We start from the raw sequence: 12,776 nt of genomic DNA, 5'->3' as shown, positions 1-12,776 counted from the left end.
TAAAGGAAAATGCATTTTTGTGTAAATGTTGAGTAAATTTCGACCAACTGTTGACAAAGTTATGATTATTTTGAGTAAATATTATGTAGAGGTGATGTGATGTATATGATAGAAAGGCAACAACTTATTTTGCAGTTTATACGGGAACATAAAGTTGTGAAATTAGTAACACTTACAAAAGAGTTTAACGTTTCGATGGAAACAATTCGTCGAGATATCCAACAGCTTGTGCTGGAGAAGAAAATTGAGAAGTTTTATGGAGGTGTAAAATATGTTGAGCCAGTTGAGGGAATCATCGATCAACGACTTCATGAACAGCTACCAGAAAAAATAGCTATCGCAAAAGCCTGTGCATCCTACGTACAGGATGGGGATTGTATTTTTATAGATAGTGGAACAACTACATATCAAATGATTCCATTCCTAGTAGAAAAAGAAAAATTAACAGTCATTACGAATTCTCTTCCTGTAGCCTTTGAGCTGATTGGCTCTAAAGTTGAAGTAATTATTATTGGCGGGAAAATTAGACACTCTGAGAAGTCTGTAACATCTAACGAATTCCTTTTCCGCTTTGATCATCTTAATATTAATAAAGCTTTTATTTGTGCAAGTGGTGTTTCTATTGAAAAAGGTATTTCGGATTTTAATTTAGAGGAGGCCATCACAAGGAAACAAATTATTTCCATATCTCAAACTGTTTTTCTGGCAACTGACTCATCAAAATTTAATAAGGACGTTGCCATTCAAGTCTGCCCACTGCAAGAAATAGATACGATTATTACCGATAGTACATTGTCTAAAAAAACTATCATGCATTTTACAAAAGAGGGTGTACAGATAAAACTCGTTCAAACAGATAAATAAAACAAAGCAAAGCAACTAGCTGAGACTACTTCCACCAACTAGTTGCTTTTTAATTCTTCATTAAATAATAGCTAGCTTACGCATTATTTTTGCCAAGCCATCATGATCCACATGATCAGCTATATGTGTAGCAATTGCCTTTACCTTTTCATGTCCATTTCCCATCGCCACACTTATCCCCACAGCTTGAAGCATTTCTATATCATTAATACCATCCCCAAAAGCTACAGCATCCTCAAATGTAATCCCCATTCTCTCAAGTACTTTTTCAATACCAGCAGCCTTAGAGCCTCCCTTTGGTAAAATATCACACGAATAACGATGCCATCGGACAAATTGTACATTCGGGAATGTCTCACAATATAAAGATTCATCTTTTTCTTCCATAAATATTAGTGTTTGATAAACAGCATTCTGCATATAATAAGTTGAGTCTAATGCTGGATATGGATATTTTAAAGTATTTAAAGACTCCGCTACCATATGATTATTTCCAACTGACGCTATCATGCGTTTTTCATCTAAAAAAACTACTGGCTCATTTCGTGCCTCACCAAAGGCAATAATTTTGGCAAGCTCATCTTTTTCAATACCATTTGTATAGACAACCTCACCTTTGTAAACAACGTATTGTCCATTAAAGGTAACATATGTATCAATAGCCAATTCCTCTAACAAAGTTTCAATCATGAACGGTGCACGACCTGTCGCAATAGCAATTTCATACCCCTGGCGACGTGCTTCAAACAGCGCTTCTTTAGCGGATGCAGGTAATATTTTTTTACTATTATAGAGGGTTCCATCTACGTCAAAAAACAAAATTTTTTTCATTTTATAATTCCTTTCTATAAATGCATAATTGATTCAAGGTTCATTACTTTACATAGACACAATTTTTTATTATAATGATCCTAAGGAGTGATGTGCCATGCTGAAGAAACTCAAACGAAAATTATTGAAGCAACTTCGCGGCATACTCGGAAAAAAATCAATTGCCTAACATTTGCCCTTCATTATTTGAAGGGCTTTTCTTTATTTTAGAGTAACTGCATGATAATATAAAGGAAATGCATTTATTTGGCTATGTGCAACCACTGTCTCATTGCTTTTTATCAATAACGCCTTGGTATATTTGTTGCTGTTTCTTTAGCATATTGCTTTCATAGCAAGAAACGAAACATTCAAATTTTGAATTATAGGCACAATTGATCAAAATTCGTGATATCTACCAGAGGCTTTAGCTTTTATCAGCTACAACTACCTTGCTGATTGAAGCAATTTGTGCTCATTTGAAGCACTGAGATACAAGAACTTCAAACGCCTTATTTCTGGTTATAAATAATAGAAATTCGTTGTTTTTTCTTGTAGTACGTGTGTGGTATTAGTCAAAGGTGCAATAAAATTGTACGCAATAAAAGGAGAGCAAACTATGATTTACAAAGTTTATTATCAAGAAAATGCAAATGAAATTCCAGTTCGCGAAAACACTAAAAGTCTATACCTTGAAGCTACTTCAGAACGTGAAGTACGTCAAAAGTTAAAAGACCGAGACTACAATATCGAGTTCATCCAACTGCTTGAAGGTAATTATTTAGCCTATGAACAAGCAAGTCCGAACTTTGTCTTGGAGGAAATTTAACAAACATGAAGTTTGTTAAAAATGACCAAGCAGCTGTTTTCGCACTCGGCGGACTGGGCGAAATCGGCAAAAACACTTACGGCGTTCAATTTCAAGATGAAATCATTTTGATTGATGCTGGCATAAAATTCCCAGAAGACGACTTACTCGGCATTGACTATGTTATTCCAGACTATACGTATTTAGTACGTAACGTCGATAAAATTAAAGGCTTATTTATTACACATGGCCATGAAGACCATATTGGTGGTATTCCCTATTTATTACGCCAAGTAAATATCCCTGTCTATGGCGGTAAACTTGCACTTGGCCTATTGCGTAATAAATTAGAAGAACATGGCTTGCTACGTACTACAAAGCTAATCGAAATTAAAGAAGAAGATGTGGTTAAATTTAGAAAAACCTCTGTTAGCTTCTTTAGAACAACACATAGTATTCCTGATGCCTATGGTATTGTCGTAAAAACTCCACCTGGAAACATTGTGCATACTGGTGACTTTAAATTTGATTTTACACCTGTAGGAGAACCAGCTAATCTAACAAAAATGGCGGAAATCGGACGTGATGGTGTACTTTGCTTACTTTCAGATAGTACAAATGCTGAAAAACCGAATTTCACAATGTCTGAACGTACAGTTGGAAAAAGTATTGATGAGATATTCCGTAAGGTGGATAGTCGTATTATTTTTGCAACATTTGCATCAAATATACATCGTTTACAACAGGCTACTGATGCCGCGATAAAATACGGTCGAAAAATTGCCGTTTTTGGACGTTCAATGGATAATGCTATTACAATTGGGCGTGAGCTTGGTTATATAAACGCACCAAAGGATACTTTTATTGATGCCCAAAGCATTAATCGCCTCCCTGCTAATGAAGTCATGATATTATGTACAGGCTCTCAGGGTGAGCCAATGGCAGCTCTATCACGTATTGCCAATGGTACACATCGTCAAATTCAAATTCAACCTGGTGACACAGTTATCTTTTCTTCTTCACCAGTACCTGGAAATACAGTAAGTGTCAACAAAATTATTAATTTACTGTTCCGTGCAGGTGCAGAGGTTATTCATGGTGCACTAAATAACATCCATACCTCTGGACACGGTTCTCAGGAAGAACAAAAACTGATGCTACGCTTGATGAAGCCTAAATTCTTTATGCCAATCCACGGTGAATTCCGTATGTTAAAAATGCATACACATCTAGCAGAAGATTGTGATGTTCCACTTGAAAATACGTTCGTGATGGAAAATGGCGATGTCCTTGCATTAAGTGCCCATGAAGCTCATGTAGCAGGACGTATCCCTTCTGGCGACGTATACATTGATGGCAATGGTATTGGAGATATCGGCAATATCGTGCTACGTGATCGACGCATTCTTTCAGAGGAAGGCTTGGTCATTGTTGTTGTCAGTGTTGATATGGAAAATCAAAAAATTGTTTCCGGTCCAGATATTATTTCAAGAGGATTTGTTTATATGCGAGAGTCAGGAACGATGATTAACGAAGCTCAAAAAATGCTAAATCGTCATCTAAACGACACAATTCAAAGCAAAACACCTCAATGGACTGAGCTTAAAAATGAAATTACAGACGTCTTAGGGCCCTACCTATTTGAAAAGACAAAACGTCGACCAATGATTTTACCTATTATTATGGAGGTTTAAACCTCTTAAAGAAGCTATGTAAATTTTACGTAGCTTCTTTTTTTTAATTTTTTTGAAACCTCTTCTTTCGTTTTACGTATATAGTAGTAAAGCATGATAAAGGAGCATCTTTATGTTAGTTAAAATCCTTCATTCTTAAATAGTATTCTTCATCTAGTAGCAACTAAAAATACTAAATATTCAAGCAATACCTCGACTTCAATAACAGGGGAAATACCAATAAGAATTAAATTTGCTGGTAGCATAAAGAATACTTTCATAGTCCACTAGAGGCACTGCAATCCATTCCGTTAGAAATAAAGGAGCAAAATAAAAAATAGAATTGTTCACAATAAATGTGAACAATTCTCTCCTTACACTTTAAAATATTTGGTTAATACATAGGCAACCCAATTATATGCTGGTTCAACACGTATATTTTCAACCAAACCTTTTAGTATCGGCATACTATAAGTTGGGTTTTCTACTTGATCTTTTAAAAGCACCATCGATTCCCGTTCAATGGATTCTTCCATATTACTTATATGTTGCTCCATTAGCTGTAATAGGGTTTCCTTTGAAATTTCCTGTTCACAAGGCTTGGATACAAAATGAACAAGGTCTTCTGTTATAAAGGGAATCGTCGTAAAACGTGCAATAATATCCGTCTTTTCAGCTAGAGATTTAGCTAATTGATCTAAATCAAGGGGCATATTAGAAAAAATAAAGAGTTCTGCATAACTCTCCATAAATCCTTTTATGCAATACATAACATCGTATTTTGTCTCTTGAAGTTTATCCTCATAGAGCTGTTCCAGCATATAGATAATCAATTTAGACATTTCCGCTTCATAAACCGTTTTTTTATGAAAAAGTTCTTTTTTTGACAAAAAGATTTTCTCATTAAAAAAGACACGCGCAGAAGCTGAATGTGCTTTGAAGGCCTGGAAGATACTTTTGTAAAATTCAACCAATAAATTTTCTTTGTTATAAGAACCTCTGACTACCTGGTCAATATCTATAAGAAATTGTTGTAAGTAATAGTCTACCATTGAAAAAACAAGCTCATCTTTTGTTTTGAAGGACAAATAAAATGCTCCTTTTGAAATACCACAGCGTTCCGTTATTTGCTGTACAGATGTAGCTTCAAAGCCTTGCTCAGAAAACAATTCTAATGCTTTCTCCATTATTAATTGCTTTTTTAACATATTTTTTTCTCTCTCCTAATGCATTTCGTTGACAAATGACCGATTAGTCATTAGTATAAATAATTGAATTTAGTTAGTCAATAAAGGGTAGGTGTGAAGGTGAAAGGTTTAGTTAATTTCGTATTGAAAAACAAATTGGCAGTATGGTTACTAACAATTATCATCACTGTCTCTGGTATTTATTCGGGAACACGAATGAAAATGGAATCCATTCCTGATATTTCGATTCCATACTTAATTGTGATGGGTGTCTATCCTGGCGCAACTCCTGAACAAGTTATGAATGAGCTTTCCATACCATTTGAAAAATCTGTAGAAAGCTTAGAAGATGTAAAAGCCGTTTATTCAACATCCTCATCCAACGTATCACAAGTTCAAGTTGAATACGACTATGGAATTGATATGGATGAGAAAAAACGACAATTAGAATCAGCTTTAGATGATGTAAAGCTACCTGAGGGTGCAGAAAAACCGACAATTATGGCCATTAGCATGAATATGATGCCTGTTGTTGCATTATCAGTTAGTAGCTCTAAGGAAGATATTGTTGATTTAACATCAACAGTAGAAGACATTCTCCTTCCTAAAATCGAAAAAATTGATGGTGTTGCATCTGCAACCATTACTGGTCAGCACATTAACCAAATCTCATTTAAATATGATGAGGAGAAAATGGCTGCGCTCGGTTTAACAGAAGATACCGTCAAACAAATGATTCAAGCTAGTGATATGTCACTTTCACTTGGTTTATATCAATTTACTGTTGGTGAACAAGCTGTTTCCGTTGATGGTAAAGTAAAATCTGTAGATGAATTAAAAGACTTATTAATTCCAGTCACACCTTCAGCTACAAACCCTTCCCCATTCGTTCGCTTAGGCGATATTGCAAAGATTGAGGTAGAGGGTAAGGTGCAATCTGTATCACGCACAAACGGTAAAGATGCAATTGCCATTCAAATAGTGAAGGGTCAAGATGCAAATACAGTGACAGTCGTAAATGCAGTAAAAGACCTAATTAAGGATGAAGAAAAATTAATTGATGGCTTAAAGGTCGATATTTCGTTAGACCAAGGTGCCCCAATTGAAGATTCAGTCTTTACTATGATAGAAAAAGCTGTCTTTGGTGGCGCAATTGCCGTTTTAATTATTTTACTGTTCTTACGAGATTTCAAATCTACGATTATTTCAATAATCTCTATTCCAGTTTCTATCTTTATGGCATTGCTATTATTAAACTGGATGGATATTACATTAAATATTATGACTCTTGGTGCGATAACCGTAGCGATTGGTCGGGTTATTGATGATTCCATTGTAGTAGTTGAAAATATTTATCGACGTATTCATTTAAAAGAAGAAAAAGTAACAGGTCGCGCTCTCATTCGTGAAGCGACTATCGAAATGTTCAAACCAATTCTTTCTTCAACCTTAGTAACTGTAGCAGTATTTGCTCCACTTATATTTGTAGGCGGTATGGTTGGCGAATTATTCATGCCGTTTGCATTAACAATGTCATTTGCCTTAGGGGCATCATTATTAGTGGCGATTACCATTGTTCCAGCTTTATCGCACTTCCTGTTCCGTAAAAAACTGTATGGTGAGAAAAAAGAAAGTCAGCATAAGGAAGTTGGTAAACTAGCTACTTGGTATAGAGGTGTGCTTGAAAAAGCATTAAACCATAAAATCATTACTTCTGTAATCGCTATTTTACTGCTAGTTGGTTCTCTTGCCTTAACACCATTGATTGGTTTTAGTTTCATGGGCTCACAGGAAGAAAAGGTCATGTACCTAACTTACACACCTGGAACTGGCGAGCTAATGGATGAAACAGAAACAAATGTTGCTAAAGTAGAAAAAGAATTAATGAAACGAAAAGATATTGATATTTTACAAGTCTCTATCAATGATCCGCAAAATGTTGATCCTTCTGCTATGATGATGGGCGGCGGTGCAGGCGGTGCATTAATGTACCTCATCTTTGATAAAGATATGGAGGACTTCCCTAAAGCTCGTGAAGAAGTAGAAGACTATGTATTTAACATCGGTCAATCTGGAGAATGGAAATCTCAAAACTTCTCTTCTATGTCGATGTCTTCAAACGAAGTTAGCTATACGTTATATAGTGAAGATTTAGATAAGCTTCGAGATGCAGTGAAACAAGTAGAAGGTGCATTAAAAGAAGTGGATGGTTTAGAGGACATTAAATCTGACAACGAAGATCCATATGTTGAGCATGTCCTAAAGGTAGAGCAGAAGAATGTTTTACAATACGGTTTAACGACTGCTCAAATCGTCATGGCATTGAGCAACAATACTTCTAAAGAAGTGTTAACATCCGTAAGATATAATGGTGAAGATATTGATGTAATTGTGCAACGTGACGCAAAAGCAGCTGCTCTTTCTATCGATGATGTATTAGCTACTGAGGTTAAAACAGCCTTAGGTACAACTATGACTATTGGTGAACTAGTAGATGTAGAGAAAGGCACTACGCTTAACTCATTATCTCGCTCAAAAGGTGAATATTTCGCTACAGTTTCTGGTACGGTTATCGACGAAGATATCTCAAAGGCTACTTCAGCTGCAGATAAAAAAATCGATAAATTAGATTTACCAAAAGGTGTAACAACTGGTGTATCAGGTGTAGCTGCCGATATGCAAGAAACATTTACAAAGCTTGGTATTGCTATGTTAGCTGCCATCGCTATCGTTTACTTTATCTTAGTAGTGACATTTGGTGAAGGTTTAGCTCCATTTGCTATTCTGTTCTCACTTCCATTTGCAGTAATTGGAGCGTTTGTTGGCTTATTTGTAACAAATCAAACAATTTCTGTTTCGGTTATGATGGGCTTATTAATGCTCATAGGTATCGTTGTTACAAATGCCATCGTATTAGTAGACAGAATAATCCATATGGAACGTGACGGACTCGTTATGCGTGAGGCAATCTTAGAGGCTGGTGCAACGCGTTTAAGACCAATTCTAATGACTGCTATTGCAACAATTGGTGCGATGATTCCAATGGCACTTGGTACTGGTGGTAGTGGGTTAATCTCAAAAGATTTAGCAATTACCGTTATCGGTGGTTTACTATCTTCCACATTATTAACATTAGTTGTAGTACCAATCGTATATGAAATGCTATCAAAAATGTTAAAGAAAAACCGAAAAGATATTGAGGAAAATTAATAAAGTGAAACTTCAATCAGTGGGGATTTTCCTCATCCCCATTGATTGTTAGTTGAACCAATCGGGCTTTTACGGGCAGTTTATCTCCCACTTATATTTTTTTGCTTCACTTAAATCTTTGTCTTACTGCCCGTTTATGCGGGATAAAAACAGCCACTCATGCGATTATCGCGTGAGTGGCTGTTTTGTTCATCATAAAATAATTATTGATCTTCTTTCACCACAAAAGCTTCTTTGCTTTCCACCCCTGTAGCAGATACAGCTGTAATGCCGTATGTGTAGCTACGCTTAGCTAGAGCTGTCTTGTCCACAAATTCAGTGATGCCATTCTTATTATAAATTACATCTACTATATTTTGAGGATCATTATAGGAACCTTCTCCATTCCCTGCAAAACGATAAATGACATACTTGCGTGGTTGCGTTTTATTTTCGTCAATTATTTTAATCTTGCGACCATCTGCTTCCTTTGTCACTTGTACAAAAGTCGGCTCATTTGGCACTGTATCATCAAGCCAAGGTGTATCTGGTGTCAGAGCTGTGTAATTATATAGTTGCTGATTTACAATCGTTGCATAGCCCAGTTTATTGTTTTGAATACTTCTTAAGGAGAAGTGCATTTGACCCTTGGCTGCTACCTGCTCCGAACGATTCGCCATAATTTGGTTAGGTAGCTCCATCTTATTTTTCCAAGCCCCATCACTGTCATTCCCTACTTTATAGTCAGCCAGACCAATATACAACTGAACAGGATGTGTCTGTGCATAGGTTTGTACTTCGTGGCTCCACCAATCCAGTAACGTACCATATTTGGCTACAGCTAATGTTCTTGACCAATAAATTTGAGGTGTAATGTAATCAATTGTGCCATTTTGAATCCATGTTCTGACATCTGCAAATAAATCATCATAATTATTGACACCAGCTCGTGTATCGCTTCCTGTTTTATCCAGAGATTTATTGCGCCATACACCAAATGGTGAAATACCATATTGAACATATGGCTTTGTGTCTTTAATGGCTGTGTAAATTTTTTCTACAAGCTGGTTGACATTGTCTCGTCGCCAATCTTCCACCTTTTTAAAGGAAGCACCATATTTTTTGTAAGCTGCTTGATCTGGAAAGGCTTCATTAGCAATTTTGTATGGATAAAAATAATCATCCATATGGATTGCATCAATATCATAATTAGCTACTAGCTCTTTTACGATATCAACTAAATAGTTTTGTACTTCTGGTAAACCAGGATTTAAATAATACTGCTTGCCATATTTAACAACCCAGTTTGGATTTGTTCTTGCCACATTATCGGCAGCAAGGTCTGTAAGTTTTTGTCCTGGCATTGTTACACGATAGGGGTTCATCCATGCATGTAGCTCCATACCTCGTTTATGTGCCTCCTCTACCATAATCGTAAGAGGATCGTAACTAGGATTTGTGCCTTGCTTTTTCCCTGTTATGTAGGACGACCACGGTGCTAGATCAGACGCATACATTGCATCATTTGTTGGTCTTACTTGATAAATAACAGTATTCATTTTATTGGCTTTTAATTTGTCCAATGTTTGACGTGTCCAAGTCGTGTATTGCTCCTTAGTCATGCCTGCTTTCATATCAATATTTTGAACCGTTGAAATCCAGACTGCCCGCATTTCCCTTTTTGGCTGTGTCGTATTAGCTAGCGCTGTCTTTGCAGGGATTGTCGGTAGGCATAACATAAAAATCATCGCGACTAAAGTGATAAGTTTCCATTTACTATTTTTCTTGCTCATATTTCCTCCATATCCTATTTTTCTAGTTTTGTATATGATAAGTGCTCGCTATATGTACCTCTACGAAGCTACTTCACCCAATGATTGAAATGCAGTATAAGTAATCTCTTTTTTATGAAAGCATCAAAAATTTTTCTAAGAAAGCAGGATGATTACAGAGTCCCTCCTCTCGTTGACGTTCATTTGTTATTTTATCAAATGCTCTAGTTAATTCCAACCAAAATATGTATCTATTAAAATATGAAAAACTGCCGAAAAAGCATATACTTGCTTTCTTGGCAGCTTCTTATTTTTCCATCATTCCCAATGGCGGACGTGTGATAGATTCATCTGTACTTTATTGCATTGGAATATTCAGTTCAATATTTTTTCCAATAGGATTGAAGTAATAGTTTAAATATATTTTTGCTTTGCCATCATAATTTTCAAAGTTCTCTGTCGCATATAGGTACTGCTCATCATCCGAGAAAGAGCCACTTGTGTATTTTAACTTCGAGCCATCTGCTTTTACAGCATTATTTAGAAACGAATGTCGCGTCCCATCATCCCATTTCTTTGCAGCAACTGCTACACCTTGCTCCGTGACAGAAATATCCCAATCCAAATAATCAGGCTTCGTGAGTACTTCTTTTGTGCCAAAATCAACTTCGATAAAATCCTCGCCCTTTGGCACGGCATGAACAGCTCCAATTAATATTTTGAGTGAATCTGAATCATGGAAATAATTACTTTGTAAATTTAGTGTGAATTTACCTTCACGAATATTTCTGCCTTCAAACATAGCATTTTTAACGACTTCTTCTCTTCGCTCCCCATTTTCCATCTCGACCGCAATATTTTCAAGCGATAAAATTTGCATCGTATTCGCTCCGTCTACTTCGATATCGATTGCCATTTTTAATGGAGAACGGCGAATTTGTGTAATCGTAAATTTCTGACCATTGACATCTACAGTACGATTCGCAGTAATAATTTTTTCCTTTGCGATTTCGTTTTGTAGTGAAAACGGTATCATAATTTCAATGTTCCCCTTATCTTTTTCATAGAAATGAAAAACCACTTTAAAATTCTTTGAAGTATAAGCGAAAGGCTCTGAAAAACTATAATTTACTGAAGAAGAGAAGCGCGTTTGACTTGATTGTTTGTTTGTAAATGAACCCCCGCCTTTAATTTCTTCGTCTCCTTGAAACAATTGAACTTTCTCCAAGTGTAATTTCGACATATCAAATGTTGCATCGGCGTCATAGTAAAGTACTAATCCCGTATTATCTGCAATCACGCCTTGTAGTGTAAGCGATAGGCCATTTTTAGACTGCTTCACATTGATTTCTTCATAGTAGTCACTATCCACAATATCTTTTATCCCTTTATCTCTTCCAACCGCTAATACAAGTGCTTCAAAGCCCGGTATTTTTGCAATATGGCTAGCAATCGTAGGGGAAACACGAATTGAAAATAAAAGGCTTAGGCAAAACAAAGAGGCTATTGCAACCGAAACAATGCGCTTCTTTGCTCTTTTTTCTCGTTGAACTTTACGAAACATATCTATCCTTATTTGTTGAAGTTTCTCCTTTGGAACGTCAATCGGTAGTTTACTCATAGCCAGTCCTCCTTTTCTCCAGCGAAGTTTCTAAGCTTCTTTAATATGTGATGAAGCTTAGATTTTACAGTTCCTTCGGGAATTTGATTTAGCTCGGCAATTTCTTTGTTTTTTAGTTGCTGAAAATATTTCATATAGACGAGTTGCTGCTCCGACAAGGATAATTGCTCCAATAACCGCTCCATATCAGAGTAGATGACCCATTCAACTTGATGATGTTCCTTAATTGAAATGGTTGGTTGGCGTTTTCGTAAATGGTCTTTACAACAATTGATTAAGACGCGCACGAGCCATGTTCTGACATATTCGTGCTGTTTAACGGTATGCATTTTTTTTAGTGCCTTGTACACCAGGTCCTGCATCACGTCTAGAGCGTCTTGTTCATTTTTTAAATATGTAAAAGCCATGCGAAATAAAATTTCTTCATCCATTTCAATAAGAGAAAGTATCGCTTGATGATCCCCACGAATAGCACGCTGCACGATTTCAAATTCCATTCTTTTCGCCTCCTTCCTCCATTAGACGGAGCGATATTTCATTTCGTTCAAAAATTTTAAAATTATTTTGCATCCAATTTCATGCTTTATATTACATCCCGACAAAAAAATATAAGAACTTCTGGATACACCCATAAGCTGTATCTTTGATTTTATTATCAGAAATACTGCGATTATTTTCACAGGCCGATTGCATATATGTTGACTAGGGAACTAAGTACAGAGATTTTCTATGTATTGATCTAACCCGTTCGCTTTTGCTGTTTCAACAAGAATTATGATACTATGTCAAGAAAATGGACAGGGAAAATTGAGATTTTGCTTTAAATCTAAGCGCGCTATCGCTTGCTCGCCT

At 36.2% G+C, this 12,776-nt stretch carries 9 protein-coding genes; 4 read left to right on the top strand and 5 right to left on the bottom strand.

Annotated features, from left to right (window positions below):
- Positions 1–105 precede the first annotated feature (105 nt).
- Positions 106–864, top strand: a complete 759-nt coding sequence (locus tag AC2CGN_RS00045) for a DeoR/GlpR family DNA-binding transcription regulator (protein WP_484511465.1) — start codon at positions 106–108, stop codon at positions 862–864.
- A gap of 60 nt (positions 865–924) precedes the next feature.
- Here AC2CGN_RS00045 and AC2CGN_RS00040 read toward each other — a convergent pair whose 3' ends face one another.
- Positions 925–1,695, bottom strand: a complete 771-nt coding sequence (locus tag AC2CGN_RS00040) for a Cof-type HAD-IIB family hydrolase (RefSeq protein ID WP_484511463.1) — start codon at positions 1,693–1,695, stop codon at positions 925–927.
- A gap of 598 nt (positions 1,696–2,293) precedes the next feature.
- Here AC2CGN_RS00040 and AC2CGN_RS00035 point away from each other — a divergent pair.
- Positions 2,294–2,503 (top strand): DNA-dependent RNA polymerase subunit epsilon, encoded by a 210-nt coding sequence (locus AC2CGN_RS00035; RefSeq protein WP_054770786.1) that lies wholly within the window; start codon positions 2,294–2,296, stop codon positions 2,501–2,503.
- A gap of 5 nt (positions 2,504–2,508) precedes the next feature.
- Positions 2,509–4,176 (top strand): ribonuclease J1, encoded by a 1,668-nt coding sequence (gene rnjA, locus AC2CGN_RS00030; RefSeq protein WP_429980502.1) that lies wholly within the window; start codon positions 2,509–2,511, stop codon positions 4,174–4,176.
- A gap of 353 nt (positions 4,177–4,529) precedes the next feature.
- Here rnjA and AC2CGN_RS00025 read toward each other — a convergent pair whose 3' ends face one another.
- Positions 4,530–5,363: a TetR/AcrR family transcriptional regulator gene (locus tag AC2CGN_RS00025; protein WP_286923935.1), complete on the bottom strand. Its 834-nt coding sequence runs from the start codon at positions 5,361–5,363 to the stop codon at positions 4,530–4,532.
- A 99-nt stretch (positions 5,364–5,462) separates the two neighbouring features.
- On the opposite strand from AC2CGN_RS00025, the gene AC2CGN_RS00020 reads away from it, so the two are divergent.
- Positions 5,463–8,552: an efflux RND transporter permease subunit gene (locus tag AC2CGN_RS00020; RefSeq protein WP_286923934.1), complete on the top strand. Its 3,090-nt coding sequence runs from the start codon at positions 5,463–5,465 to the stop codon at positions 8,550–8,552.
- A gap of 203 nt (positions 8,553–8,755) precedes the next feature.
- Here the strand turns inward: AC2CGN_RS00020 and AC2CGN_RS00015 are convergent, their stop codons facing one another.
- From AC2CGN_RS00015 to AC2CGN_RS00005, 3 genes are all read right to left on the bottom strand, one after another.
- The gene (locus tag AC2CGN_RS00015; RefSeq protein WP_286923933.1) at positions 8,756–10,324 is read right to left on the bottom strand and encodes a glycoside hydrolase family 10-like protein; all 1,569 of its coding nucleotides are present in this window, start codon (positions 10,322–10,324) and stop codon (positions 8,756–8,758) included.
- A gap of 337 nt (positions 10,325–10,661) precedes the next feature.
- The gene (locus AC2CGN_RS00010; RefSeq protein WP_484511459.1) at positions 10,662–11,924 is read right to left on the bottom strand and encodes a DUF4179 domain-containing protein; all 1,263 of its coding nucleotides are present in this window, start codon (positions 11,922–11,924) and stop codon (positions 10,662–10,664) included.
- Positions 11,921–12,421: a sigma-70 family RNA polymerase sigma factor gene (locus AC2CGN_RS00005; RefSeq protein WP_054770785.1), complete on the bottom strand. Its 501-nt coding sequence runs from the start codon at positions 12,419–12,421 to the stop codon at positions 11,921–11,923. Before AC2CGN_RS00005 ends, AC2CGN_RS00010 begins: the two co-directional genes overlap by 4 nt.
- Between the last annotated feature and the right edge of the window lie 355 nt (positions 12,422–12,776).

This window comes from Lysinibacillus sp. DFXJR4, assembly GCF_057196045.1.
The sequence above is the reverse complement of the archived record's forward strand: the minus strand, read 5'-3'. Positions and strand labels throughout refer to the sequence as shown.

Excerpts from the sequence above, each read along its gene's own strand:
- AC2CGN_RS00045 (WP_484511465.1), top strand. The coding sequence starts at position 106 with ATGATAGAAAGGCAACAACTTATTTTGCAGTTTATACGGGAACATAAA.
- AC2CGN_RS00040 (WP_484511463.1), bottom strand. The coding sequence starts at position 1,695 with ATGAAAAAAATTTTGTTTTTTGACGTAGATGGAACCCTCTATAATAGT.
- AC2CGN_RS00035 (WP_054770786.1), top strand. The coding sequence starts at position 2,294 with ATGATTTACAAAGTTTATTATCAAGAAAATGCAAATGAAATTCCAGTT.
- rnjA (WP_429980502.1), top strand. The coding sequence starts at position 2,509 with ATGAAGTTTGTTAAAAATGACCAAGCAGCTGTTTTCGCACTCGGCGGA.
- AC2CGN_RS00025 (WP_286923935.1), bottom strand. The coding sequence starts at position 5,363 with ATGTTAAAAAAGCAATTAATAATGGAGAAAGCATTAGAATTGTTTTCT.
- AC2CGN_RS00015 (WP_286923933.1), bottom strand. The coding sequence starts at position 10,324 with ATGAGCAAGAAAAATAGTAAATGGAAACTTATCACTTTAGTCGCGATG.
- AC2CGN_RS00010 (WP_484511459.1), bottom strand. The coding sequence starts at position 11,924 with ATGAGTAAACTACCGATTGACGTTCCAAAGGAGAAACTTCAACAAATA.
- AC2CGN_RS00005 (WP_054770785.1), bottom strand. The coding sequence starts at position 12,421 with ATGGAATTTGAAATCGTGCAGCGTGCTATTCGTGGGGATCATCAAGCG.